The 24,763-nt window shown below is 52.1% G+C and carries 22 protein-coding genes and 1 other RNA gene; 12 read left to right on the plus strand and 11 right to left on the minus strand.

Annotation, left to right across the window (positions count from 1 at the left end; genetic code table 11):
• Positions 1 to 12: 12 nt before the first annotated feature.
• Positions 13 to 1,410 carry an endonuclease gene (locus tag NW211_RS07085; RefSeq protein ID WP_258327395.1) on the minus strand — a complete coding sequence of 466 codons (1,398 nt, stop codon included), beginning with the start codon at positions 1,408 to 1,410 and terminating at the stop codon, positions 13 to 15.
• 210 nt (positions 1,411 to 1,620) lie between these two features.
• On the opposite strand from NW211_RS07085, the gene NW211_RS07090 reads away from it, so the two are divergent.
• From NW211_RS07090 to NW211_RS07125, 8 genes are all read left to right on the plus strand, one after another.
• The gene (locus NW211_RS07090) at positions 1,621 to 2,172 is read left to right on the plus strand and encodes a DUF4199 domain-containing protein (protein WP_087409222.1); all 552 of its coding nucleotides are present in this window, start codon (positions 1,621 to 1,623) and stop codon (positions 2,170 to 2,172) included.
• Between the two features lie 4 nt (positions 2,173 to 2,176).
• A complete protein-coding gene (locus NW211_RS07095; RefSeq protein WP_087409202.1) occupies positions 2,177 to 3,130 on the plus strand; it encodes a glycosyltransferase family 2 protein in 954 nt (317 codons plus the stop codon).
• Positions 3,131 to 3,160: 30 nt separating this feature from the next.
• Entirely contained in the window at positions 3,161 to 3,694 is a 534-nt protein-coding gene (locus NW211_RS07100) for a nitroreductase family protein (protein ID WP_258327396.1), read from the plus strand.
• Positions 3,679 to 4,212 (plus strand): DUF6452 family protein, encoded by a 534-nt coding sequence (locus NW211_RS07105; protein WP_258327397.1) that lies wholly within the window; start codon positions 3,679 to 3,681, stop codon positions 4,210 to 4,212. Before NW211_RS07100 ends, NW211_RS07105 begins: the two co-directional genes overlap by 16 nt.
• Entirely contained in the window at positions 4,202 to 4,996 is a 795-nt protein-coding gene (locus tag NW211_RS07110) for a DUF6048 family protein (RefSeq protein ID WP_258327398.1), read from the plus strand. The genes NW211_RS07105 and NW211_RS07110 overlap by 11 nt, the downstream gene beginning before the upstream one ends.
• 13 nt (positions 4,997 to 5,009) lie before the next feature.
• On the plus strand, positions 5,010 to 6,257 hold the full coding sequence (locus tag NW211_RS07115; RefSeq protein WP_087409198.1) for a mechanosensitive ion channel family protein: 1,248 nt from the start codon (positions 5,010 to 5,012) through the stop codon (positions 6,255 to 6,257).
• A 404-nt stretch (positions 6,258 to 6,661) separates the two neighbouring features.
• Positions 6,662 to 6,961: a hypothetical protein gene (locus NW211_RS07120; protein ID WP_258327399.1), complete on the plus strand. Its 300-nt coding sequence runs from the start codon at positions 6,662 to 6,664 to the stop codon at positions 6,959 to 6,961.
• Between the two features lie 107 nt (positions 6,962 to 7,068).
• Positions 7,069 to 7,479, plus strand: a complete 411-nt coding sequence (locus NW211_RS07125) for a secondary thiamine-phosphate synthase enzyme YjbQ (protein WP_258327400.1) — start codon at positions 7,069 to 7,071, stop codon at positions 7,477 to 7,479.
• A gap of 119 nt (positions 7,480 to 7,598) precedes the next feature.
• Here the strand turns inward: NW211_RS07125 and NW211_RS07130 are convergent, their stop codons facing one another.
• From NW211_RS07130 to NW211_RS07155, 6 genes are all read right to left on the minus strand, one after another.
• Positions 7,599 to 8,150 carry a hypothetical protein gene (locus tag NW211_RS07130; protein ID WP_087409194.1) on the minus strand — a complete coding sequence of 184 codons (552 nt, stop codon included), beginning with the start codon at positions 8,148 to 8,150 and terminating at the stop codon, positions 7,599 to 7,601.
• A gap of 215 nt (positions 8,151 to 8,365) precedes the next feature.
• Positions 8,366 to 9,049: an outer membrane beta-barrel protein gene (locus NW211_RS07135; protein WP_258327401.1), complete on the minus strand. Its 684-nt coding sequence runs from the start codon at positions 9,047 to 9,049 to the stop codon at positions 8,366 to 8,368.
• Positions 9,050 to 9,448: 399 nt separating this feature from the next.
• Positions 9,449 to 10,225: an acyl-ACP--UDP-N-acetylglucosamine O-acyltransferase gene (lpxA, locus tag NW211_RS07140; protein ID WP_087409192.1), complete on the minus strand. Its 777-nt coding sequence runs from the start codon at positions 10,223 to 10,225 to the stop codon at positions 9,449 to 9,451.
• Positions 10,226 to 10,243: 18 nt separating this feature from the next.
• Positions 10,244 to 11,626 (minus strand): bifunctional UDP-3-O-[3-hydroxymyristoyl] N-acetylglucosamine deacetylase/3-hydroxyacyl-ACP dehydratase, encoded by a 1,383-nt coding sequence (locus NW211_RS07145; protein WP_087409191.1) that lies wholly within the window; start codon positions 11,624 to 11,626, stop codon positions 10,244 to 10,246.
• Positions 11,627 to 11,638: 12 nt separating this feature from the next.
• The gene (gene lpxD / locus NW211_RS07150; protein ID WP_087409190.1) at positions 11,639 to 12,685 is read right to left on the minus strand and encodes a UDP-3-O-(3-hydroxymyristoyl)glucosamine N-acyltransferase; all 1,047 of its coding nucleotides are present in this window, start codon (positions 12,683 to 12,685) and stop codon (positions 11,639 to 11,641) included.
• A gap of 237 nt (positions 12,686 to 12,922) precedes the next feature.
• On the minus strand, positions 12,923 to 16,897 hold the full coding sequence (locus NW211_RS07155) for a DUF4062 domain-containing protein (RefSeq protein WP_258327402.1): 3,975 nt from the start codon (positions 16,895 to 16,897) through the stop codon (positions 12,923 to 12,925).
• A gap of 298 nt (positions 16,898 to 17,195) precedes the next feature.
• Here NW211_RS07155 and NW211_RS07160 point away from each other — a divergent pair, with 298 nt between their 5' ends.
• Entirely contained in the window at positions 17,196 to 18,383 is a 1,188-nt protein-coding gene (locus NW211_RS07160) for a pyridoxal phosphate-dependent aminotransferase family protein (RefSeq protein ID WP_087409188.1), read from the plus strand.
• A gap of 174 nt (positions 18,384 to 18,557) precedes the next feature.
• On the opposite strand, the gene NW211_RS07165 is transcribed toward NW211_RS07160, so the two are convergent.
• The 4 genes from NW211_RS07165 to rd all read right to left on the minus strand — a co-directional run bounded on the left by NW211_RS07165 (position 18,558) and on the right by rd (position 21,543).
• Positions 18,558 to 18,998 carry a PepSY-like domain-containing protein gene (locus NW211_RS07165; protein ID WP_087409221.1) on the minus strand — a complete coding sequence of 147 codons (441 nt, stop codon included), beginning with the start codon at positions 18,996 to 18,998 and terminating at the stop codon, positions 18,558 to 18,560.
• 117 nt (positions 18,999 to 19,115) lie between these two features.
• Complete coding sequence (locus NW211_RS07170; RefSeq protein ID WP_258327403.1) at positions 19,116 to 20,393, minus strand: HAMP domain-containing sensor histidine kinase; 1,278 nt, start codon at positions 20,391 to 20,393, stop codon at positions 19,116 to 19,118.
• Positions 20,394 to 20,408: 15 nt separating this feature from the next.
• Positions 20,409 to 21,092, minus strand: coding sequence for a response regulator transcription factor (locus tag NW211_RS07175; RefSeq protein ID WP_087409186.1), 684 nt, complete (start codon positions 21,090 to 21,092; stop codon positions 20,409 to 20,411).
• A gap of 286 nt (positions 21,093 to 21,378) precedes the next feature.
• Complete coding sequence (gene rd / locus NW211_RS07180; RefSeq protein WP_025277424.1) at positions 21,379 to 21,543, minus strand: rubredoxin; 165 nt, start codon at positions 21,541 to 21,543, stop codon at positions 21,379 to 21,381.
• A gap of 538 nt (positions 21,544 to 22,081) precedes the next feature.
• On the opposite strand from rd, the gene metF reads away from it, so the two are divergent.
• The 3 genes from metF to ssrA all read left to right on the plus strand — a co-directional run bounded on the left by metF (position 22,082) and on the right by ssrA (position 24,693).
• Positions 22,082 to 23,038: a methylenetetrahydrofolate reductase [NAD(P)H] gene (gene metF / locus NW211_RS07185; protein WP_258327404.1), complete on the plus strand. Its 957-nt coding sequence runs from the start codon at positions 22,082 to 22,084 to the stop codon at positions 23,036 to 23,038.
• Between the two features lie 25 nt (positions 23,039 to 23,063).
• On the plus strand, positions 23,064 to 24,185 hold the full coding sequence (locus NW211_RS07190; RefSeq protein ID WP_258327405.1) for a DNA polymerase III subunit: 1,122 nt from the start codon (positions 23,064 to 23,066) through the stop codon (positions 24,183 to 24,185).
• A 109-nt stretch (positions 24,186 to 24,294) separates the two neighbouring features.
• Positions 24,295 to 24,693: a transfer-messenger RNA gene (gene ssrA / locus NW211_RS07195) on the plus strand.
• Positions 24,694 to 24,763: the final 70 nt, after the last annotated feature.

Raw genomic sequence — 24,763 nt, forward strand, 5'->3', positions numbered from 1 at the left:
TTCCATTTAGGGTTATTCGACAATTTGTACACGCATCTTGCCTCGCGAGGCCGAGGTGGAGAACTGGACCGTATGGAGCCCCGGCGTAAGGTTGGCGGGGTTGAATTGGGTGGCCTTTTGTCCGTCGATGGTCCATTCGACCGCCACATCGGTGTTCAGTTGCAGGGTCACGGGGCTGTCGCTCTTTTTGTAGGACGATTTCAACCCCACAATCTCGAGATAGGTGATTTGCGACGAGAGTACCGAGCCCGAAAGGGCGATGTCGGTAGCCGACTCGAGGTCGTCGCTCGTGAGGCGCAGCGTGGCGTTGTGTGCCCCGGTAGTTTGGGGCGAGAAGGTGACGGTGAGGTTGATGCCCGTCGTGTTGAGCGCATCGGCTGCAAACGAGGTCGAGGCTATGGTAAATTCGCCGCGATCGTCGTTGAGAATCTGGGCTGTGACGGGCGAAGTGAGGTTGCGCCCCTTGAGGTAAACCTCGGCATGTTTCGAGGTGCCGTCGGCAATGTAGCCGAAGTCGATGCGGTTGCTCGATACGGTGATGGCCGGGGTTGAGGTCTGTCCGCCCGAGAAGCTGAACTCATAGCCGATTGAGTCGCCCCAGATGTACTCCACCAGATTGGGGTAGTCGATGTAGGGGTTGCGGTTGCCCTGGAAACTGTAGACGGCGTTGTTGCGGTCGATCTCCTTCTGGCTCACGGGGTCCTGTCGGTGCCACTTCAGCAGCAGGGTTTGGCCATAGGCATTGAGGGTGGGGTAGGCGTTCTGGGCAAACATGGTGTTGGCCAGGGATTGCCAGGTGTAGTTTTGGTAGCAGGTGACAAAGTAGAGATACATGCGGGCGAAATCGCCTTTGTACTCGTCGGCCGGCTCGAACAGGTTGGTGGCCTTGCCGTTGGCATAGCCGGTGCCTATCTTGCTCACCCCGTTGTCGAACGAGGGGGTAATCACCTCGCCCAAAGCGTAGTTGCTTTTGGCCATATTGGCGCTGGCATCGGCCGGCGTGAGGTGGTGCAGGTCGTAGCTGGCGTCGTACTGGTAGGGATAGCCCGGCGTTGTATCGTCGTAGTTGCTGTCGCCCCACCAGCTTTTGGGCACACTGTGCTCGATGTTCATCCCTTTGGCGGCTCCGCTCGAGAAGCTGTAGGTGTTGTTGGAATACATGTCCCACACTTTACCGTTGGGCCTTACGTCGCTCTGCTTGAATACGGTCCAGGTGCAGGCCCCGTCGTAGTTGCGCGAGCCATAGGCGATGCGGGTGTGGTTCTTGAGCAGGTTGTACAGCTCGGTCTTCAGTTCGGCACCGCTCTTCCCCTCGAGGGTATTGGGGTAGTAGTCCCGGGGCATGTCGGCCATCAGCGAGAAGCAGGCGGCGCATAGGGCGGTGATAATCATTACATATCGTCTCTTCATACTCTCTTTATAAAAGGGCCACAAAGGTAGTGAGAATGGCTCGATTTGCCAAGTCATTCGCCGCTTTTAGGTTTTCTTATGGTTTCGGGGGAGCGGTCGGGGCCGGCTATTTTGAATGCGGTGCAACGATTTTTGGCACTGTCGTCTATGAATATTGTCGCAAAAGTGATACCTTTGTACGCTAACGAATATTCGAAAAAAGAGTTTCTGATGGTAAAAAACGAAGAGCCGAAAAGTATCGTGCAGTTTGCCATGGAGTGGGGCGTGTATATGGGGCTCTACTTTGTGGTCAAGTTTGTTTTCGAGGTGTGTAGCATGGACTCCTTTTTCTGTAATGCAGTCTCTCTGCTCATGCTGTTGTGTATCCCCGTAGTGGTTTATTATGCCATGCGCAAGTACGACGTGATGAGCGGGACGAAGGCCTATTTCGCCCAACTGTGGATGATGGGTATCATGCTCTTTTTCTTCACGTCGCTCATCAGCAGTCTGGCCCAGTATATCTATTATGTCTATATCAACCCCGAGTACATCAAGATTCAGTTCCAGTCGGCCGTCGAGCTGATGGAGGCTCTGAATCTGATGGCCAAGGACCCCTCGTTGCTCGATGCGATGAAGGAGGGGCTCGAGAAGGGCAACGTGCCCACGCCGATGTCGGTGGTGGTAGAGCGCATGTGGGTGAATCTGTTTTTCGGGTCGTTGCTGTCGGCTGCGATAGCGTGGCTCGTGAAACTGCGTGCAAAGTCAAATCATACAAAACAATAGGAATATGGATATTTCGGTAATCGTACCTTTGTATAACGAGGCCGAATCGCTGCCCGAGCTGACAGCGTGGATCGAGCGGGTAATGGCCGCCAACAAGTTTTCATACGAAATCTGGTTTATCAACGACGGCAGTACCGACAACTCGTGGCAGGTCATCGAGTCGCTGCGCGAGAAGAACCCCTGCATCAAGGGGGTGAAGTTCCGTCGCAACTACGGCAAGTCGCCGGCGCTCTATACCGGTTTCCTGCGGGCCGAGGGCGATGTGGTCATCACCATGGATGCCGATTTGCAGGACAGCCCCGACGAGATACCCGAACTCTACCGCATGATTACGGTCGACGGTTACGACCTGGTGTCGGGGTGGAAAAAGAAACGCTACGACCCGCTCTCCAAAACCATACCCACCAAACTCTTCAACGCCACGGCCCGCAAGGTGTCGGGCATCAGGAATCTGCACGACTTCAACTGCGGATTGAAGGCCTACAAGAAGGAGGTGGTGAAGAATATCGAGGTCTACGGCGACATGCACCGCTATATACCCTACCTGGCCAAGAATGCCGGGTATGACAAGATAGGCGAGAAGGTGGTCCATCACCAGGCCCGTAAATATGGCAAGACCAAGTTCGGGCTCGACCGGTTTGTAAACGGTTATCTCGACCTCATTACCCTGTGGTTCTTCTCTCGTTTCGGGGTGAAACCCATGCACTTCTTCGGGTTGCTGGGCAGCCTGATGTTTGTGTTGGGCTTTATCGCCGTGATTGTGGTGGGGGCCAACAAGCTCTATTGCCTGTACAGCGGGTTGCCCTATCGGTTGGTGACCGACTCGCCCTATTTCTATCTGGCTCTCACGGCCATGATTCTGGGCACCCAGTTGTTCCTGGCCGGTTTTGTGGGCGAATTGATTTCGCGCAACTCGAGCGAACGCAACAACTACCAGATAGAGAGCGAGCTGAAATAAAATCGAATCTGTCGAAACTCTTTGAATAGTATGAACGAAAATAAATATCCCGATTTGCTTGCGTTGGTGAAGGCCCGCAAGTCGGTGCGCGCCTTTGCTCCGGCCAAGGTCGAACGTGCCAAACTCGAATATATGCTCGAAGCCGCCCGGCTGGCACCGTCGGCCGTGAATTTTCAACCGTGGTGCTTTGTGGTGGTGCGCGAGGCCGAGCAGCTGAAGGCGCTGTACGAGTGCTACCCGCGCGAATGGTTTGCGGCGGCTCCGGCCTGCATCGTGGTGTGCGGCAATCACGAGGCTTCGTGGAAACGGGCCTCCGACGGCAAGGACTTCTGCGATGTCGACGTCGCCATTGCTACCGAGCATCTGGCCCTGGCTGCCGTTGAGCAGGGGCTGGGCACCTGCTGGGTGTGCAACTTCGACGTGGCCCGTTGTCGCGAGGTGTTGAATCTGCCCCCCTCGTGGGAACCCGTTGTGCTTCTGCCCGTAGGCTATCCGGCCGATGCTGCCGAAACGGAGCGGAAGCGTAAACCGTTTAACGATGTGGTGAAATGGGAGCGCTTCTGAGAAGATCCCGGGCCGCCTGGTGGCTGTGGCTGTGTGGTTACGCGCTGCTGTTGGGCAGTTGCGGCAGCGACGGTTGTGTGGAAAACCGCAACAGCATACCGCGGGCTCAGTTCTATGCCTACAATATCAACGAGCAGGCCCTGGCCATCGACTCGATTTCGATATACGGGATTGGGCAGCCCAACGATTCGATGCTGCTCGACTCGGCCGTCGCGGTCAGTCAGGTCTATCTGCCGTTGCGCTTTACCCAGGACTCCACGCAATATGTCATTCGCTATTTGCAACAGTCGCTCGCGTCGCCCCGCAACAACGACACGCTCACGTTTGTCTATCGAGCCTATCCCTATTTTGCTTCGATCGACTGCGGTGCCATGTATAACTTCAGCATCGAGACTTGTCGCTATACCCGCCATGTGCTCGATTCGGTAGCCGTAATCGTGCACGAGATTACCAACGACGACGTAGAGAGCGTGCGCCTGTATTATACCGTTCAAACCCCCGAACCCGATGAGGAGTAAACTGTTCATATTGTTCCTGCTGGTGGCCCTGACGTCGGTGGCCCAACGTCGCATTACGCCGGTCGACCCTACGGCCCGGCGCGATACGGTTGCGACTACGCAACCCGACAGTGTGGTGGCCCCCGAGCCCGAGGAGCCCAAAATCAAGGGGTATATCTATCCTCTCTTCAACGGCTTGACGGTGAATGTAAATATACTCGACGGGGTGACCAAACTCTTCGGTCAGAGTTACGGCAACTACGAGATAGCGGCCGAGCTCGACCTGCATAATCGATTCTTCCCGGTGTGGGAGATTGGGTTGGGCTATGCCGACAATACCCCCGAGGAGCTGAATTTCACCTATCGCACCAAGCCATCGCTCTACAACCGCATAGGCATGAACTACAACTTCGGTTACAACAAGGAGGAGATGAGCTTCTTCTACATCGGTGTGCGATATGGATTTTCGTTCTTTACCTACGACATCGACAACATCACGATGGAGTCGTCGTACTGGGAAGAGACCGAGCAACTGAGCATGACCGGGCAGAAGTCGTGGGCCCACTGGGGCGAACTGTTGGGCGGTTTGCGTGTTCAGGTCTATAAGAACTTCTATATGGGTTGGACCGTGCGCTACCGCATGATGTTCAGTTACAAGAAGAATGCCGATTCTCAGCCTTGGTTTATCCCGGGCTTCGGTCCCGAGGGTTCGCCCTTTGGGTTTACCTATACGGTAGGGTATCGCTTCTCGTTCGGTAAGAAGGATAAGAGCAAGAAGAGTGAAGTCCAGCCGGTTGTAGAATGAAAAAGTGATTGTTATGTTGGAGTCTGTCGAAAATTCGTTGCATGCCGTAGCCGGTCTCATGTTCGATACCACCGAGATAGGGTATACCTTGATTTATGTGATTTTGATCGTACTCATTGCCGTGGTGTGCGATGTGGTTTGCAAGCTGCTCATCAACAAACTGTTGTTGCCGGTTATTCGCCGTACCAAGTTCGAATGGGACGACCATCTGTACGACAAGAAGGTGGTGGCCCGGTTGGCAGCCTTGGCGCCGGCCTTTATCCTCTATGCCTTTTTGCCTTCGGCATTCGAGCCGGAGGGTAGCTGGTATGTATTGACCGAACGCATCTGCAAGGTCTATATCATTGCGCTGATACTCCGTTTCCTGAACGGCATGCTCAATGCCTTTCTCGACATCTTCAACGAGAAGGAGGAGCTGCGCCACTACCCCATCAAGGGCGGTATTCAGACGTTGCAAGTGATACTCTTCTCAATTGGATTTATCAGTATCGTGGGTACCATCATCGACGAGTCGCCTGCCCGGTTGTTTGCCGGATTGGGAGCCTCGGCAGCCGTACTCATGTTGATATTCAAAGATACGATTCTGGGCTTTGTGGCCGGTATACAGCTGTCGGCCAACAACATGCTGCACAAGGGCGACTGGATTACCGCCCCGGCGCATAATGCCAACGGTATCGTGCAGGACGTTACCCTCAACACGGTGAAGGTGAGAAACTTCGACAACACGACCACGACCATACCCCCTTATGCGTTGGTTTCGGGTTCGTTCACCAACTGGCGCAGCATGTTCGAGAGTGGCGGCCGCCGCATCACGCGGCAGATTCTGCTCGATGTGAATAGTATTACCTTTCTCGATGAGGAGGAGCTGCACCAGTTCGAGTCCAATTTCCTCATTGGCGAGTTCGTATCGCAGCGGTTGCAGGCCATTGCCGATGCCCGTGCGGCCGGTAACCGGTTTCTGGTCGAGGAGTTGCGAGTCACCAATACCCTGCTCTTCAGGGTCTATCTCGAGAACTATATCCGGCAGATGGGAAAGTCGAACCCCGATATGCTCTACATGGTGCGCTATCTGCCCATGGCCGAGAAGGGATTGCCCGTAGAGCTCTATCTCTTTTCGTCGGAAAAGGTGTGGAAAATCTACGAAGGCATAGCCGCCGACCTTATGGACCATACCCTGGGCATCACTCGTGAGTTCGGGCTGCGTATCTATCAGTCGCCTGGCAGTTACGATTTTCAGTCGCTCAAAGATCGGTTGTCGTGACCGAATATTTTTGCTCTTCGTTTTGGGTGTGGAATAAATAGTCATCCGCACGCTTCCTTTTTTGTCGATCGAAAGGTGTACGATCAACTGTGACCAATCTGTTTTCGTAGTGCAGGTCCTATTTATTTGGTCTTGTGCTGGTGCTATGCCGCTTGGCGAGTCAAGAAGTGAAGGGAGAATAAGCATTTATTAACGCTTGAATGGCTAATATTTGTTTTGTTATGTATCTATATGTTAATTAGAAGAAGAATTCTTAATGGGAATTAGGGCGTATACCTATTCTTTCTTATATTTATCCAAGGAAAAAGTGCTTATATTCATATTCTTGTGGTGCTATGATTTCTAAACGTGTCATTAAGGCTTTGTATAAGAAGTATTCGAGCCCGCCTAAAACCTTATCCGATTTGAATCTCGATGAGTTTATGACTCTTTGCGGGACGCTGTATGGCGTTACCATGACCGACGATTCCATCACATTTGCACAGATGAGCGACGACAATCCCTTCCGCACGATTCTGTTGCGGAATATCTACGGGATTGAGAAGTTTGAGTATCATGTGGCTCTGGTGTCGTCGACCTATATTCTGTTTTTCAATCGCGATGAGGTAGATGTAACCGTCCACTTCAAACCCGAGCCTTCGAACGTATTCAAGCGTTTCTACTATTGGATTAAGTATCGGTTTTTCCACGAGACGGGCCGCTGAGGGGTGTCGCGTCTCTTTCCTGTTTGTTCTCCTGTTTTTGCTCTCTCATGCGGTAGGGGGCGGTTTCTCTCTCTCTTCTTTTCATTACCTTTGTAAAAAATTGTATTATGGTTCGAACGATAGAGATTACATTGCCTCACTACGGGCGAGGCTATCACCTGGTAACGCGAGAGATTTTTACCCGCTTGCCCGAGTTGCCGCAAGCCGGTGTGCTCCATCTGTTTATCAAGCATACTTCGGCGGCATTGACCATCAACGAGAATGCCGACCCCGACGTGCGTCGCGATTTCGCTTCGTTTTTCGACAGGGCAGTCCCCGACGGTGCTCCTTACTTCCGCCACATTTGTGAGGGCGACGACGACATGTCGGCCCATATCAAGGCCTCGTTGCTGGGCCCGTCGCTGACGATTCCCATTCGCGACGGTCGCCCCGACCTGGGAACCTGGCAGGGTATCTATCTGTGCGAGTTCCGTAACGATGGCGGGGTGCGCCACATCGCCGCCACTATCGTAGAGTAGCGGGGGGGACCGAGCCGGAGCGTCTCGTCTCTCGTGGGGTATGAGAAAGGGCCGCCTCGCGCGATAGCGAAGCAGCCCTGTAATGCGTTTATACGGTTGCCCCGGGGGGGGTGAATCGTTTACAGCGTGTAATCGTCGTCCATGTTCAGGTCGGCAAAGCCTTCGTCGTCGAGCTCCGACGGGTCGTAGGTTTCGTCGCCATAGAAATCTTCGTCGAGGTCCGATGTGTTGTTGGCGGAATTCTTCTTCTCCAGTTCCTCGAAGTCCATGGTCTGTTGCGGGGGATTTCCCTCTTTGCGGGTGCAGATGGGGGCATCGAGGTCTTTGCCCGGCTCAATCTCTTTCAACTCCATGAAGAACATGCGGTCGGTCATGTAGTCGAATACGAAAACCAGCCGTTGGCCCTCGTCTTCGATCAGCTCGCTCAGTCGGGTCGAGGACATAATCCAAGTATCTTCGTCGGAATCTTTGCCCATGTCTACGAGCGTGATTTCGGTCTTTTTCTCCCAATCGTCGTCACAAATGAAAAACGAGGTCATTTGATCTTTGGTGAAGCCCACCGAGTCGAGTATGGCATCGTGCAAATCGAGAAAGGTGGCATCGGAGTCTATGCAGATTTCCCGTCTGAAATTGTCAACTTCGTCCGAAACAATTCTGAATTTATAGATCATGATGTTGTGTAATTAGGTTCTTTTTTTGGATATGTAAAAGTAGTAAAAAACTTTCGCTTACCAAATAATGGCAGTAAAAATATAGGGGCAACACTTATATTTCGGCAGCTGTCGGCCTCGAGGGTAGGGCGATACATGTATTTAAAAGAGGCGAGGCATATCGTGGTGATATGCCTCGCTGTTGATATACAAGTCGATAAGCTCTTTCTGATCGATTAGAAGCACCAACCTACGCGCAGCGACGGGGTGGCATGGAAGCCGAACGAGGTTTGCAGTATAGCTTGGTTTCCCTTGTCTTCGGTGGTCCCGTTCTCTGATATGGTAGTAGTTAGGGTACGTTTGGTATCCAGCGATTCATACCCCAGACCAAGCTCGAAACCCAGGTAGAGGCCTTTGCACAGGTACACATCGACACCGGTGAATACGTTGATGCCGAATCCCAGTCCCGGATTCTTGATTATGGTCTTATTTTCGCTGATTGAGCTGCTGGTCGTCTCTTTAGTTGTAGAGGACAGTAATCCGATTTCGCCTCCGACATAAGGCGATATTCTTTCATATTTGGTAAAGTGATACTCAAAGCCGGGCATAATAGAGAATATCGTTTGCGTGTTGCGGTGGTAGGTCTCTATGTCGTCGTTTGTGCCGTTGGGGGTAAAGTCGGTTGTCTTTTGCGACGATGTGTTCAATCCCAGTTTCAAGCGCACGGCCATCTTTTCGTTCAAGTGCAGACGCACTTTGGCACCATACTCGGGCAGGCTGAAGCCACCATCGGTAGCACCGCCGGGCGAGTAGCTCAACTCGGTGGATACGGTCATGGCATCGGGCTTGTACTTTTCCTGTGCATTCACACTTGTCAGTACCAGGGCTGCCAAAGCTGCCGCTAAGAAAATCTTTTTCATGGTTTCTTTTTTTCGTTTTTCCTACTCTTTCAATGGTTTTCGGATACCCCATCATATTATTCTACAATATGCAAATATATTTAAAAGTTTCGAACTGTAAAATTATTTCATTAAAATATTATCGAATTTTAAAATTTTATTCGGAAGATATTGTCGATTTGCAGACGGGCGAAGTGATGTTTATGAGTAGCGGTACGGGAAAAACACTATCAATAAGCGGAATAGCTATGATTGCCGTTTGAGTCTGGTCGCTCCTCAAACCGGTGATTTGGGAGTACGATTGACCTTTTAAGGTGAGATAAGAGCCGTTTGCCGATAGACGACAGGGCTGAAAAAACAGAGGCCGACCCCAACATTTTTATGAGGTCGGCCTCTGCCATTGCTTTATCGTGCAGGCTGTTAAAGATAGCCTTTGATGATACCGCGTTTGGAGTTGCGCACAAACATGACGATTTCGTCACGCTCTTTGGTGGCAGGCAGTTCGGCCTCGATGCGTTCGATAGCGTCGCTGTTGTTCATGTCCGACAGGTAGAGGTACCGGTAAATCTCCTGGATGTTGCAGATGGTCTCGTTGCTGAAGTTGCGACGGCGCAGACCGATGGAGTTGATACCGGCGTAGGAGATGGGGTTGCGTCCTACCTTGATGTAGGGGGGGATGTCTTTGTTGACGTGCGAGCCGCCCTGTATCATCACGTGTGCACCGATGTGGCTGAACTGGTGGATGAGGGTGCCCCCGCCGATGACGGCATAGTTGTCGATAACCACTTCGCCGGCTACCTGGGTAGCGTTCGAGATGATGACGTTGTCGCCTACGACGCAGTCGTGGGCGATGTGCGAATAGGCCATGATGAGGCAGTTGCTGCCGACTACGGTTTTGCCTTTGGCGGCGGTACCGCGGTTTACCGTCACACATTCACGCAGGGTAGTGTTGTCGCCAATCTCTACAATGGTATCTTCGCCGTTGAATTTCAGGTCTTGGGGAATGGCCGCAATGACTGCTCCCGGGAATATCTTGCAGTTCTTGCCGATACGTGCGCCTTCCAGAATGGTTACATTGGAGCCTATCTGAGTCCCTTCGCCGATGACTACGTTTTTATCGATCGTAACAAACGGCTCGATTACCACATTATTGGCAATCTTGGCATCGGGATGGACGTATGCTAACGGTTGTTTCATGTTTTTTCGTTTTAGTATTTATTTGTTCTTGATAATCTGTGCCATAAATTCGGCCTCGGTTACAATGCGTTCACCTACGAAGGCATAGCCTTTCATGTAGGCACATCCCCGGCGTATCTCCGACATGAGCGACAGGTGGAAGATGATGGTGTCGCCCGGAACTACTTTTTGACGGAATTTGACATTGTCGATTTTCATAAAGTAGGTCGAGTAGCGCTCGGGCTCTTCGACGGTACTCAATACCAGCAGACCACCGGTCTGAGCCATGGCCTCGACTTGCAGAACGCCCGGCATGATGGGCTCGGCGGGGAAGTGGCCCTGGAAGAAGGGTTCGTTGCCCGATACGTTTTTCACACCTACGATGTGGCGTGTACCCATCTCGATAATCTTGTCGACGAGCAGGAAGGGGTAGCGGTGGGGCAGCAACTGGCGGATGCGGTTGATGTCCATGAGCGGAGCCTTGTTGGGGTTGTAGACCGGGCATTGGATGTCCTGACGGCGTACCTCCTTGCGGATGAGGCGGGCAAACTGGTTGTTGATTTTATGCCCCGGACGGGTAGCGATGATGCGGCCCTTGATGGGTTTGCCCACCAGAGCGATGTCGCCCAGGATGTCGAGCAGTTTGTGGCGGGCCGGCTCGTTGTCAAACTCGAGCGGCTTGTTGTTGATGTAGCCGAGTTCGTCTACATGCTTGTGGGGCACGCCCAGCAGGTCGGCCAGACGGTCGAGCTCGGTCTGCGAGGTCTTTTGGTCGTAGATGACGATGGCGTTGTCGAGGTCTCCACCCTTGATGAGGTTGTGCTTTACGAGGGGCTCTACCTCTCTCACAAAGACAAAGGTGCGTGCACCGGCAATCTCTTTCTTGAAGTCGTGCAGGTCGTCGAGGCTGGCAAACTGGTTGCTCAGTATGGGCGAGTCGAACGAGATGAGGGTATTGATGCTGAACTCATCGTCGGGCAGAACGACAATCGACGAACCGCTCTCTTCGTCGTGCAACTCGATTTTCGATTTAATCAGGTAGTATTCCCGTTCGGCATTCTGCTCTACGAGGCCACAGCGTTCTATCTCTTCGGCATACACGGCGGCACTGCCGTCGAGAATAGGCAGCTCGGGGGCATTTACCTGAATGAGGCAGTTGTCAATTTCGGCGGCATACAGGGCAGCCATAGCGTGTTCGATAGTGCCTACACGGGCATCGCCTTCGGCAATCACCGTGCCCCGGCTGGTCTCTACTACGTTTTCGGCCAGCGCTTCGATAATGGGTTGCCCTTCGAGGTCGATACGCTGTATCTTATATCCATGATGTTCGGGGGCGGGGAGGAAGGTTGCGGTGATTTCCAAACCGGTGTGTAATCCTTTTCCGCTCACCGAGAAACTGTTTTTGAGGGTTTTTTGTTTCATCGATATTGAGTTTTATTTGTTTTTCAGTTGTTCTTTCAACGACTCTATCTCTTTGGAGAGCTCCTTGACCGTGCGAGTCAGTTCGGGCAGACGCTTGATGTAGACCACCTGCCGGGCAAACTCTTTGGAGGGGACGGCGGGGTAACCCATGATGACGGCATCGTCGTCGACGTGGTTGGGGATACCCGACTGAGCTCCCACCTGAATGCGGTCGCCCAGTCTGATGTGGCCGGCCACACCCACCTGGCCGCCTATCATGGCGTGGCTGCCCACCTTGGCCGACCCTGCGATACCGGCCTGGGCGGCAATAACGGTGTGTTCGCCCACCTCTACGTTGTGGGCAATCTGTATGAGGTTGTCGAGTTTCACCCCTTTGCGGATGATGGTCGAGCCCATGGTGGCGCGGTCGATGGTGGTGTTGGCACCTACCTCGACATTATCTTCGAGAATCACGTTGCCTATCTGGGCAATCTTGGCATATTCGCCGTTGGCCTGCGGAGCGAACCCGAAACCGTCGGCTCCGATGACAACGCCTGCGTGCAGGGTGCAGTTGTTGCCGATTACGCAGCTGTGATAGATTTTCACACCCGGGTAGAGGGTGACGTTGTCGCCGATGGTGACGTCGTTGCCCACATATACCTGCGGGTATATCTTGACATTCTTTCCCAGTTTTACCCGCTCGCCAATGTAGGCAAAGGCTCCCAGGTAAATATCGTCGGGGAGCGTGACCGATGCGGCTACGTAGTTGGGTTGTTCGATTCCCTGCTTGGCCGTGAGCGAAGCGTTCACCAGGTTGAGCAGCATGGCCAGGCAGGCATAGGGGTCGTCTACCTTGATGAGCGTGGCCTCGATGGGATGCTCGGGCTCGAACTCGCGATGTACCAACACAATGCTGGCATGAGTCTGGTAGATATAATGCGTGTATTTGGGATTGGCCAGGAAGGTGAGTGTCCCAGGGGTGCCTTCTTCGATTTTGGAGAGGTTGCTCACCTCGACCGAGGCATCGCCCACCAGCTCACCATGCAGAAAATCTGCTATTTGTTGTGCTGAGAATTTCATATTTGTTCTCTGTCATAAGGGTTATACAATCGGCAAATTTCGCAATTTTTTTTCAAATTCTGGGTAATAACCCGACGAATTTATTACAAAACAATTACAAGCAGGGTTTGCGGTTGGGTATATTCACCTGATATCCCTGATTCCATAATAGATGGAGCAGGAAGTTGTAACCGATTGTAATATATTGGATATTATCTTTTTACATAGGCTTTGCTCTACGGGTTGCAATTTGTCGGTTTATATCTTTTCCCAACCGTAAGGTTTGGGCAAAGACAAGGGGGGACGGTTTGTAGTTGGTCGTGACCCTAACCAGCGTTTGTACCAGGGGCGATTGTCTTCGAGAGAGGAGGCATATAGGCGATAAGCATGGAGCAGCAGTTGCGCCTGTTCCCGTTGTTTCTCGACCTCGGTGAGCTCTTTGAACAGCGTTTGAAACTCATCCATTTTGCCGTTCAACAAGAGGCATGTGCCTAAATTGAGGGTAGCCAGCAACCGGACATCCCGCTCGGTGGCCTGTTGGCGGATGTCGTTGAATATGAGCTCGGCCTTCTTTTTCAGGTTGGCTCTCAACAGGCAGAGGGCATAGACCATTTGCTCGTGGACAGACGGGTTTTGTATCTCGTCATAGCGGGCAATCGCTTCGGCATAGTCGCCTTTTTCGTAGGCCGAGGAGAAGAGTGATTGCAAGGGTGTTGCCTTTTTTTTCTGCAACATGGAGAGCACTCGTTCGATTCTTGTAACGATTGTTTGTCCCAATGGAATGTCGGCAGATACCTCCGGGCTTTGATAGGTATAATAGGAGTTGATCAACAGCTCGAGTACCTCTTTCTGGTCAAAGCCGTATTTGACGGCAATCTCCAACCGGTAGTACAGGCAGAAGAGGCCGAGCACGATGAAGCGGGGTATCTGGGTTTGGATAAAAGATTTTTCGAGAAGGGCCCAACCGTCCAGCAGGGCGGTGAACATATCCTGCGGGGTATACAGTTGCTCTTCGGGCGATTGTTTTTCCCAGATCTGGTATAAGAAGAAATAGGCCTGGCCGACGTGTTGCAGTTCATAGGGCTCCCATATCGTAGAGTCGGTGGTGATACCTAATTGTACGAGGGTGTTGTTCAGCTCTTCCCACTTTTCGTCAGGCTCGTCCGATACCTCTTTATGTATATCCCACAAGTGGCAGGCGGCAATTAACAAGAAGTGCCGGCATTCCATGTTTTGAGGGTCTGCAATCAGAACTTTCTGGAACAGGTCGAATTGTTTTTGGTAGCAGGTCAAGGCCCGATTGTTTTCGTTGCGGTCTTCGTAGTAGGTGCCCAATGTTTCATAGGTAATGCCCAATTCGATGGTGTAGTGGTCGTTTTGCAAGTTCTGTTCGTGCAGGGCGGTACGCATCTCGATGGCTTGGATAAGGAATGGCAAAGCTTTTTTGCTGTCGTCCATATCGACGTAGGCTTGCCCGGCCAGGTGACAGAAAGCGGCTATGGTGTCAAGAAACTCGGTGCGGGCCGAAATCTGAGGTATATAGGTTTGAGCCTCTTCAATCAGTCTCCGTTGCTTGTCCCGGTTGGACGTGCGGCGATACAGGTCGAGCAAGTGCAGGCAGCTGGAGAATATATTGTATGCGAGTTGAATGTCGTGGGGTGAGGCCTGGTAATTCTGCTTGTCTTTCGAGTAGGAACGTGTAAACAGTTTTTCGGCGAGTGCGTAGTCTTTTTCGTTCAGGGCCGCCCGGCCTTTCATTTGGTCGCCTATACTGTCCGGTATCTCTTTTTTATCAGCCTCCAGCGAATCGATAAGCTGGGCGTACTTTTTGGTCGTTTGGAAATCTCCCATGGCTTCGGCCGAATCGAGTATCTTGTAATAAAGCTCTTTGAGCAGTTTCCAGGCATCGCTGTTTTCGGGGTGGCGGTCTGCATACGCTTTGACGCTGTTCTCGATACCTTGGGCAAACTGCAAGGCAATCTCCTTTCTCCACCAGTTCAGTTGCGGATACAGGTACTCTATGGCTATCTGGTATAATCGGGTGTAACCGTACGATTCCATCATTTCCCAAAAATCATCGTTGTTAACCCGTTCTCGATTGTATTGATGGGCTTGATCCCGTGATAGGCAGAACATGTTGATAACCCAGGGCAGCATTGCCGGAGCATCTGATTTGATGTTTTCGGTTATTTCGGTAACCGTCGTTTCCAGATTTTCGTTACTCAGGTCGGGGTCGATGCAAGTGTATGCGGCGGTTAAGGGCAGATTGGCCATCAGACAGTAATAGACCTCTTTTTGAGATGCGTGGGGGCGGTTCTTGCCCGGGCCGAGGTAGTATAGGGACAGATTGAAAAACAGGGCTTGCTTGGTCCTTTGAGAGGGCAGTTTGCTGAGCATTTGTGATATGTGCTGGTAGGTGAAATACCAGGTTCCCGACTCGTAGTCTTGGACAAGTATGTCTTTGAGATAGTGGTGTATGTTGGAGAATGCGAGCGGGTTCCACGATGGCCCCAGCAGCACTTTGAGGTCGGTTTCGCTCAGGCCTCGGTAGGAGAATGCGAGCAGAAACAGGATGTTCCATAAGAAATTTTTGTCCACGTCGTGCAGCAGGCGGGGAATGATGGATTGAATGATGAGGTGTGAGGGGAAGACCGGAGCTTCCTGCACACACTGGAGCAGGTAGTTCTCCAGTCTTTTTTCGTTGTCGGTCTCGCTGCCGGAGTATCGGGCCTTGGCATAGTCGGCCTCGTCGAGCGAAACCAGATACCAGACCAGGAGTTTTATCCATAGGGGGTTGTAATAGGCATAATATCCGTCGGGACTCCATTCGAGAGGTTCGTCCCCGGTGTATTTTTTGGATAGAATCAGGTCGATTAAGGAGTCGGGTATGCTCTTGTGATACAACCGGCATTGCTCCTGAAGAAGCAATAGCGCCTCTTGCCGGGTTAAAAAGGGAAGAGACATCACCTGAGCCTCTGGTTTATAGATTGTAATCTCCTTTTCGTATCCCTCTTCGGCTGTTTTTTTGCAAGTGAGTATGCAGCAGGCTTCGTCGGGGAGCCAACTGTAATTGGATGCGTCGTCCGATGGGCGGAATGCGTCGGTCGAATCGATGAGAAGTATAACCTTACGCTTGTTTACCGTAGCCTGATGTACCAAATCCAGAAAATATAAACGGGCTTTGTTCCCGACTTTGTCGGGTTCGGCATACGGGATGTTCAGTTCGGTACATAGCCGTGATGCGAATCGGCAAAACATACGGTAGGTATAGTCGGCATAGAGCGAAACCTTGGTGCAGTGCAGCAGCACGATGAACTCCGGTCGTTTCACCAGCCGGGTGTACAGTTGACACAGCAGGGCGCTTTTCCCCATCAGGGGGTAGCTTGGGATGACTATGACCCCTTGTCGGGTGAGGGCAAAATGTTCCAACGTGTCGAGCTCTTTCTGCCGCCCGACAAACAGGCGAGTCTGTGTATGCCGGAAAATCTCTTGTTGGAGCTCTTCTGCCTCAATCCAGGTTTGGGGTGCGGTGTTGGCCGTGTCGGCCAGTTCGGTCTCTATCTCGTGGCGTAACTGCCGTTTCAGTTGTTCGCCCCATTCTTCCAGCCGGGTGAAGCGGTCGTCTTTCCACTCCAAACGATAGGTGTGTACGTTGTCTAACCGCTCGGCTTCGCAGCGTGAACGGATATGCTGTTTGAGGTGTTCCAGTTTGTCGGAATTTACCGGGTCGATGTACTGCGGTAGTTTTTCGGCAGGCATATTGTCGTAAGACTCTTTGTCGCGGAAGTAGAACAGACTGTGGGGCAGAAGGTCCTTGCGTCCCAGAGCCCCGAACAGAATTTCCATGGCCGTAACGCTGTACCCTTCGGCTCCTTGCAGCAGAGAACGGTCTTCGTCGTCCATCTGGTTGAGAATCCGTTGGAAGCACTCTTGAGAGGGTACCCATCCATAGCGATGGCCGAGCAGGGCCACAAAGAAGGGGCGGCTTCTCTTTATCTCTTCCATACATACGTTGAGAACCGAGAGTTCTCGCTCGTCTTGTCGTTTCTCCTTATCGGTGTGCACCCCCCAGCGCAGGTCGACAAAGGTCAGCGACACACGCCGTTTCTCAAATTCGCGTTCTAAATCACGGGCGATGATGTTGTTCAGGTAGTCCCGCTCGGCGTCCATGTCGGTAAATGTACTGCTTATGAAGATGGTAAACGATTGCCAGGGCCTTGAATTTGTGGTCATGTTTCGGGTCTTTTGGTTGGATAACTGTCGTTTTTTGTGAGTAATCGAGACGTGTAACTCTACATCCTTTATGAAAGAATGAGAAAAATAACAAAAAGCATATTTACAAATATAATGATTTGTTCGATAACAGGGGAGTATGAAATACGAATTTAGAGATAAAGCGGAGTTTTTTTTAGTAAAAATGGTTTTTATTCGGATATTTGTGTTACCTTTGCACCCTGTATTTTCAAAGGCACTTTACGAAACGTCGTGGTTGTGCAAATAGTTTATAACAAAATAGATACAGCAATAAACTATGAAATTGATGCAAGAGAAACTGTCGAAGTATGATGCTCCGCAGAAAGCCAAGGCACTGGGTGTTTATCCTTATTTCCGCAAGATAGAAAGCGATCAGGACACCGAGGTCTTAATCAATGGTAAAAAAGTTTTGATGTTCGGTTCGAACAGCTATTTAGGCCTTACCAATCACCCCAAAATCAAGGAAGCCGCTATCGCTGCCATCCGTAAATATGGTACGGGTTGTGCCGGTTCGCGATTCCTGAACGGTACACTCGATATTCACGAAGAGTTGGAACATCGGTTGGCCAAGTTTGTGGGTAAGGAAGAGGCTATCATTTACTCAACTGGATTTCAGGTCAATCTGGGTGTCGTATCCTGTGTGACCGGCCGTGGCGATTATATTTTGTGGGACGAGCTCGACCATGCTTCGATTATCGAAGGCCGCCGTTTGTCTTTCTCGACTCCGGTAAAATATCGTCACAACGATATGGAATCGCTCGAAGAGCAACTGCGTAACTGCGATCCCGACAAGGTGAAACTGATTGTGACCGACGGTGTCTTCTCGATGGAGGGCGACGTAGCCAACCTGCCCGAGATTGTGCGTCTGGCCAAGAAATACAATGCCGCCGTGATGGTCGACGAGGCTCACGGTATCGGTGTCTTCGGCCGCAACGGTCGTGGTACCTGCGACCACTTCGGGGTAGCCGACGATGTAGACCTGATTATGGGTACCTTCAGCAAGTCGCTGGCTTCGCTGGGCGGATTCATCGCTACCGACAAGGTGACGGCCAATTACCTGCGTCACAACTCTCGCTCCTATATCTTCAGCGCCAGCATCACGCCGGCTTCGACGGCTGCCGTAGGTGCCGCCCTCGACATTATGGAGAGTGAGCCCGAGCGTATCGCCAACCTGTGGGATGTGACCAACTACGCTCTCGAAGGTTTCCGTCGCATCGGTTGCGAGATAGGCAACACCTGCACGCCTATTATCCCGCTCTTTATCCGCGACAACGAGAAGACCTTCCGGGTAACCCGCGACCTCTTCGACGAGGGTATCTTCGTCAACCCGGTTGTGGCTCCGGCCGTAGCTCCCAAAGATACGCTGATTCGCTTCTCGCTGATGGCTACGCACACACGTGCTCAAGTAGACATTGCTCTCGATAAGATCGAGAAGTGTTTCAAACGCCTCGAAATTATCAAGTAAGATATAAGTATAGGTTGAAAAAATACCGCCGGAGACTCTTCTCTTCGGCGGTATTTTTTTTGCCGGTACGCGGGGATTGTTGCGGTGCCGTGTGGATGCAGACCGGGTAAAAGGAAAAACCCGTTCTCGCAATCTCTGCGAGAACGGGCCCCATAAACCAACGATGTGGTGCGGTTAATCGTCTATGTCTATCAGATTAAATTGTTTGTCGAATGTCAGTTCCAGACCGTTGGTGATCTTTACCTCGTAGTCCCGTTTGTCCCGGTCGATTTTTACGATTTGGGTGTCGGGATAGTTCTGCGATACATATTGAGCGATTTGGGTGGGGATGAGTTTCGTGGGAACGACCGAGTATTTGCAGTCGATCTCTTTCCACTCGCCATCTTTCCAGAACTCTACCTTCGAGCTGTTGGTGAATACCACTTCGTAGCGGGTCTCCAGGAATTCCCGCTCAACTTTGGCCAGAGCCACTTTTTCGTTGGGGAAATAGCTCTTGATGAATTGTTGGGCCTTGGCGGGCAACTGGGTTACGGCAATGGGTTTGTCGTTGTCGGCGCAAGCGGTGGTAATGCCGAAGATCATCAGAATGGTCGAGAGAATCAATAACTTTTTCATAATGTTCAAAATTTTATGGGTTATACATTTGTTTTCTTTTGATGGTACAAAGATTGAGTACAATTTTGAAGCGAATTTGAAATTTCGGGAAATTTCTCGAAAAAAATCACTTTTTTCTCACTTCGGGGGCCAGGTGACGGCAAAACAGTGCCGCCCGTCGGTATATCGGTACTCGATGTCGAGGTTGTAGTAGCGGCATACGGCCTTGACCAGCGCCAGCCCCAGACCGGTAGAACCTTCTTTCTTGTTCCCCTGGTAGAAGCGGTCGAATATGTGGTCGGCATCGAGCGGAGTGTCGCCGTCGTTGGCGATGGTGAGCGTGCGGTTATGCAGCGCGATGTCGATGCTGTGGCCGGGCTCGGTGTGCACATAGGCATTCTTGAGCAGGTTGGTGATGAGGGTCGAGGCCAGCGAGTCGTTCATCGAGACGACAAAGCGGTCGGGGAAGTCGATGCGGCAGTCGATCTGGCGCGATTCGTAGATTTCGTTGTAGAGCGGGGCCTGCTCCCGGATGAGGGCGGCAATGTCTACTTCGGTGCTCTCGGGGAACTGTCCGTTCTCTATCTTGGTGAGCAACAGCAGCGTCTTGTTGAGGCGGACGATGTGACTGAGCGAGCGTTGCATCTTGAAGAGCTCTTCGACCTGTTTCTCGTTCAGCTCGGTATTGTCGAGCAACCACTCGATGCGGTTGCCCAGAATGGCCAGCGGGGTTTGCAGTTCGTGCGAGGCGTTGCCGATGAACTGTTTCTGCCGGTCGAAGAGCAGCTCCGCACGGTTGGCTGCCTTTTGGGCCGCTACGTTGAGCTTGTGAAATTCCGTAATTTGGGTATCGTCGGGAACCGGCGTGTTGTTTTTCCCCAGTGTAAAATTGTCGAGCCAGTGCAGCAAGGCGTATAGCGGGCGCATGCTGCGGTGGAATATCCAGGTGGTTACCCCGATGAGGGTAAGGAGTAGAACCAGGTAGAGCAGGACAATCCAGAAGAGGATGGTGCGCACGAGGTCCTCCTTTTCGAAGGTAGGCATGGCCACCTTCAGTTCGTAGTAGTTGTCGTCGTTGTCGCAAAAGATGGTCGAGAGGATACGGGCCGGCTCGGTCTCCTCCTTTTCGGGGATGTAGACCTCGGCGTCGTAATACTCGATATGCGATTTCGAGTCGGCATACTCGCGCGGGACCGGGGTAATCGAGTAGCTGTTGTTCGAGCCGCTGTTCAGCGGGGGAAGCTCCCGACCGGCCAGCATGCGCACGATAATCAGTTCGGAGTAGTCGGCGAGGGCGTCGTCGGCCTCGTCGTTGATTTCGTCGACCGTCATGAAATAGAACAGCGTGGCCCACAAAGCCATGAGCGGGATGAGTACGGCCGAGAGGCGCAACGCTATGCGATAGATCAGTTTCATGCGGCGATAGAGGTTTTATTCGGTCGGGGGGATAAGTTTGTAGCCGAACCCGTAGACCGATTTTATCTCGATGTCGGCACCGGCATCGGCCAGCTTGCGGCGTAGGTTCTTCATCTGGGCATAAACGAAGTGGAAGTTATCGGCCTGGTCGGCGTGGTCGCCCCACACGGCTTCGGCCAGGACCGACTTGTCGACCAGGTGGTTGGGGCGTTGCATGAAATAGAACAAGATGTCGAACTCCTTCTTCAGCAACGGTAGCTCGTGACCGGCCACCAGTACCCGCGAACTCTCGGGCTCGAGCGATACGTTGCCCAGGCACAGCGCCATTTCGCCGCCGCTCTTGCCCCGCCGCAGCACACTCTTGATGCGGGCCAGCAGTTCGGCCGTGTGGAAGGGCTTGGGCAGGTAGTCGTCGGCCCCCATGTCGAGCCCCAGAATCTTGTCGTCGAGCGAGTCGCGGGCCGAGATGATAATCACGTTTTCGCGCTTGCGTTGCTGCTTCAGATGTTCGAGCAGCTGCAGCCCGTTGCCGTCGGGCAGCATGATGTCGAGCAGAATGCAGTCGTAGGTATAGGCCGCCAGTTTGGCATCGGCCTCGGCATAGTTCGTAGCCGTCTCGACCACATAGCGCTCCTGTGCCAGTGCCCGTTGCATAATCTCCCGCAGGGAGGGTTCGTCTTCTACAATCAGTATTTTCATGTTTCAAATTTATACATTTGATTTTGTAGAGAATCTGAAATGAACGAAAATTTTTTGTGGATTTTGTCATTCCTCACTGTTTCTGTCATTCCGCACTCCGATGCGGAATCCATGAGTGCCCGGGTAGGGAAATTCCCGTAAAGGTGAATCCTCACAACCGCTCACTCCTGGGTCCCGTATTGAGTGCAGGGAGACCTGCACGTCATCATCGAGTGGGGCAATAAAAAAAAGTCTGTACCGCCGAGTGGGCGATACAGACTCTCTATGGTGTAAGGTGTGGCGCGAATTATTCGCTTACCTCTTCGAATGCGTCTTTACCAAGGCCGCAAACCGGGCAAACCCAATCTTCGGGCAGATCCTCAAACGGAGTGCCGGGAGCGATGCCACCATCGGGGTCACCTACTGCGGGGTCGTAAACCCACTCACATGCTGTGCAAATGTACTTTTTCATATCAGTCTTTTTTTATAAAAATAGGTTTTTATTAGGTTTTGTCCTGAATAAGGACTTATCTCGGGGATAAAAATACAATCTTTGGGTATACAAACCAAATTACCTCCCTCTTTTTGGGTATTGTTTGGATATTCTAACATTTGGGTGGGAGGTGTGCAAGTTGACTTTATCTATTGGGAGCGTACGGTTGCCCCCTTTCGGGTAGGCACAAAAAAAAATTGATTGTCTCACGACAACCAATCTTTGTTAACCTTAAATCTAATACCATGAAAAACACAGTGCAAATATAGGGGTAAATATGTTTTCAAACATAATATTTGAGCAGAAATTTTCTTGCGTTTAATCTATTTTAATCAATGTGAATCGAAAATGGCTGTTTTATATATAGTCTTTAACAGTTGAAGCAGAAAGGAGTAGGCGGTTTTCTCTTTTTCGGGATTTTATTGTACATTTGTCTTTCGTAAAAAAGATGTGTCAACAGGAGGTGACCTGTCGGGGTGAGACAATTCCCGGCGAGGACCTCGCAGAAAAAAGAGTTATGAAGGTTGCCGATTTACTGAAGAATAACGGGAGTACCGGTTTTTCGTTTGAAATATTACCCCCGCTGAAGGGGAGCAGTATCGAGAAGTCGTTCAAGACTATCGACACGCTGCGTGAATTTGATCCTCTCTATATCAATATTACGACACATCGCAGCGAGTTGGTCTACAAGGATACGCCCGACGGATTGTTCCGCCGGGTATCGGAGCGCAGCCGTCCCGGTACGGTAGCGGTGGCCGCCGCCATCAAGAACAAATACCAGATACCTACGGTGCCTCACATGATATGCAGCGGCTTCTCGGCCCACGAGACCGAGTATGCTTTGATCGACCTCAACTTTCTGGGGATATGTGACCTGCTTATCCTGCGGGGCGACAAGGCCAAACACGAGAGCCGCTACACGGCGGTGCCGGGCGGGTATGAGCATGCCATCGAGCTGGAGCAGCAGGTGAACCGTTTCAACGAGGGTTTCTTCATCGACGGCACCCCCATGGATGTAGTCAGCTCGCGCCCCTTCTCCTACGGGGTGGCCGGCTATCCCGAGAAGCACGACGAGTCGCCCAACCCCGACGAGGACATGAAGTGGCTGAAGGCGAAGGTCGACATGGGGGCCGACTACATCGTGACGCAGATGTTTTTCGACAACAGCAAGTTCTTCAACTTCGTGGACCGCTGCCGGGCTGCCGGTATCACCGTGCCTATCGTGCCGGGGCTGAAACCCATCTCGAAGGCCTCGCAGCTCACCCTGTTGCCGCGGGTATTCCATGTAGACATACCCGATGCGCTGGTGCGCGAGGTGGTCAAGTGCAAGGACGACTCGCAGGTGAAGCAGGTGGGCATCGAGTGGTGCACGGCCCAGTCGCGCGAATTGAAGGCGAGGGGAGTGCCCAGCATACACTTCTATTCGCTCATGGCTGTCGACAGTGTCTACCAGATAGCCAAGCAGGTTTATTAAAAGAGAAGAGGGGAGAGAACGCGATATGTTTTTCAAAGATGTAATCGGGCAAGACGAGGTGAAACAGCGGTTGCTGCGTTCGGTCGAAAGCGGCCACATAGCTCATGCCCAACTGTTGTGCGGTCCCGAGGGGATAGGCAAGTTTGCCATGGCCATGGCCTATGCCCGCTATATACACTGTACCAACCGTCAGCAGGGCGATGCCTGCGGGGTGTGCCCGTCGTGCAAGCAGTATGCGGCCTTCACGCATCCCGACTTGCATTTTGTCTTTCCCATTGTCAAGGTCGAGAAGAAGAAACGCATCTGCGACGACTATCTGCCCGAGTGGTGCGAGTTCTTGAAAGAACATACCTATTTCGGCATCGACTCGTGGCTGAGCTACATCAATGCCGAGAACAAGCAGGCCATGATTTATGGCGAGGAGAGCGAGAGCATTCTGCGCAAGATGTCGCTGAAGAGCTACGAGTCGCCTTATAAAATCATGATTATCTGGTTGCCCGAGCGCATGAACGATACCTGTGCCAACAAGCTGCTCAAGCTGCTCGAGGAGCCCTATCCCGGCAGTGTCTTCCTGCTGGTGAGCAACAACCCCGAGCGGGTGCTGGGTACCATACGGTCGCGGTCGCAACTCATCGAGATGCGTTCGCTCCCCACGCCGGTCATTGCCGAGGCGTTGCAGAGCCGTTACGGCATTGCCGCGCAGGATGCCCTGGCTGTAGCCCATGTGGCCGAGGGCAGCTATCTGCGGGCGTGCGAGTCGCTCCAGTTGAACGAGGAGAGCCGCCTGTTCTTCAACTACTTTGTGCAGGTGATGCGCCTGGCCTACGGGCGCAAGATAAAAGACCTGAAGGCGTGGAGCGAAGAGGTGGCCGACCTGGGTCGCGAGCGCCTGCGCCGTTTCCTGGCCTATGCCCAGCGCATGGTGCGCGAGAACTATATCTACAACCTGCACATGCCCGAACTGTCGTATATGAATCGCGAGGAGGAGCAGTTCTCGACCCGCTTTGCCCCCTTCATTCACGAGCGCAACGTACAGGCCATAATGAAGCACCTGAGCGATGCCCAGAACGACATCGGGCAGAACGCCAATGCCAAAATCGTGCTCTTCGACCTGGCCATCAAACTCATTCTGCTGTTGAAGAGTTGAGACCTGTAATTCATTTTTTTTCGGGGAAGCCGGTAGAATCTGCCGGAAAAGCATTATCTTTGTTGTCCCTCATCGAAAGCGTTCGAGGGGGAGAACGAAGTTTACCACTGGGGCTGACCGGTTTTGACAGCGGGTAGAAGTGGTGGGTAAGCATGCAGAGCGTTTGTTGCCCCGCTCTATAATCTCAGACAGCAAAAATTTAACTGGCGAAAATAACTACGCTCTTGCTGCTTAATCGAAGTACAGTAGATTAGCTTAATCTCTGCAACAGTTGCGGAGACAAGACATCACCCGGTTGCTGTGGTTCCGAAGCGTACCGAATCGGTGGTGCAATAATATCGGAAATAGTCGGAGGCAGGTTTCGGGCCGACGATGAAATTTTAGAAACTAAGGTACAGATTGGTGGCTTCGGTCTTGTCTGTACCCGACAATCAAAGCGAAGATAAGCATGTAGAAAGCTCATTAGTTCCTCGTTTGGACGAGGGTTCGAATCCCTCCAGCTCCACAAGAATTTAATTATCCGGGGTTGCGTCTGAAAACAAGATGTGACCCCGTTTCCGTAATTGTGCCATACCCTC

This window comes from Barnesiella sp. ET7 (assembly GCF_024733785.1).
GTDB lineage: Bacteria > Bacteroidota > Bacteroidia > Bacteroidales > Barnesiellaceae > Barnesiella > Barnesiella merdigallinarum.

Bases quoted from the DNA above. Each gene is read 5' to 3' on its own strand.
- NW211_RS07135 (WP_258327401.1), bottom strand. From the start codon at position 9,049: ATGAAAAAGATTTTCTTAGCGGCAGCTTTGGCAGCCCTGGTACTGACA.
- NW211_RS07095 (WP_087409202.1), top strand. From the start codon at position 2,177: ATGGATATTTCGGTAATCGTACCTTTGTATAACGAGGCCGAATCGCTG.
- NW211_RS07100 (WP_258327396.1), top strand. From the start codon at position 3,161: ATGAACGAAAATAAATATCCCGATTTGCTTGCGTTGGTGAAGGCCCGC.
- NW211_RS07190 (WP_258327405.1), top strand. From the start codon at position 23,064: ATGTTTTTCAAAGATGTAATCGGGCAAGACGAGGTGAAACAGCGGTTG.
- NW211_RS07125 (WP_258327400.1), top strand. From the start codon at position 7,069: ATGGTTCGAACGATAGAGATTACATTGCCTCACTACGGGCGAGGCTAT.
- metF (WP_258327404.1), top strand. From the start codon at position 22,082: ATGAAGGTTGCCGATTTACTGAAGAATAACGGGAGTACCGGTTTTTCG.
- lpxA (WP_087409192.1), bottom strand. From the start codon at position 10,225: ATGAAACAACCGTTAGCATACGTCCATCCCGATGCCAAGATTGCCAAT.
- lpxD (WP_087409190.1), bottom strand. From the start codon at position 12,685: ATGAAATTCTCAGCACAACAAATAGCAGATTTTCTGCATGGTGAGCTG.
- NW211_RS07090 (WP_087409222.1), top strand. From the start codon at position 1,621: ATGGTAAAAAACGAAGAGCCGAAAAGTATCGTGCAGTTTGCCATGGAG.
- NW211_RS07155 (WP_258327402.1), bottom strand. From the start codon at position 16,897: ATGACCACAAATTCAAGGCCCTGGCAATCGTTTACCATCTTCATAAGC.
- NW211_RS07160 (WP_087409188.1), top strand. From the start codon at position 17,196: ATGAAATTGATGCAAGAGAAACTGTCGAAGTATGATGCTCCGCAGAAA.
- NW211_RS07115 (WP_087409198.1), top strand. From the start codon at position 5,010: ATGTTGGAGTCTGTCGAAAATTCGTTGCATGCCGTAGCCGGTCTCATG.
- NW211_RS07110 (WP_258327398.1), top strand. From the start codon at position 4,202: ATGAGGAGTAAACTGTTCATATTGTTCCTGCTGGTGGCCCTGACGTCG.
- NW211_RS07145 (WP_087409191.1), bottom strand. From the start codon at position 11,626: ATGAAACAAAAAACCCTCAAAAACAGTTTCTCGGTGAGCGGAAAAGGA.
- NW211_RS07165 (WP_087409221.1), bottom strand. From the start codon at position 18,998: ATGAAAAAGTTATTGATTCTCTCGACCATTCTGATGATCTTCGGCATT.
- NW211_RS07175 (WP_087409186.1), bottom strand. From the start codon at position 21,092: ATGAAAATACTGATTGTAGAAGACGAACCCTCCCTGCGGGAGATTATG.
- NW211_RS07085 (WP_258327395.1), bottom strand. From the start codon at position 1,410: ATGAAGAGACGATATGTAATGATTATCACCGCCCTATGCGCCGCCTGC.
- NW211_RS07130 (WP_087409194.1), bottom strand. From the start codon at position 8,150: ATGATCTATAAATTCAGAATTGTTTCGGACGAAGTTGACAATTTCAGA.
- NW211_RS07170 (WP_258327403.1), bottom strand. From the start codon at position 20,393: ATGAAACTGATCTATCGCATAGCGTTGCGCCTCTCGGCCGTACTCATC.
- NW211_RS07105 (WP_258327397.1), top strand. From the start codon at position 3,679: ATGGGAGCGCTTCTGAGAAGATCCCGGGCCGCCTGGTGGCTGTGGCTG.
- rd (WP_025277424.1), bottom strand. From the start codon at position 21,543: ATGAAAAAGTACATTTGCACAGCATGTGAGTGGGTTTACGACCCCGCA.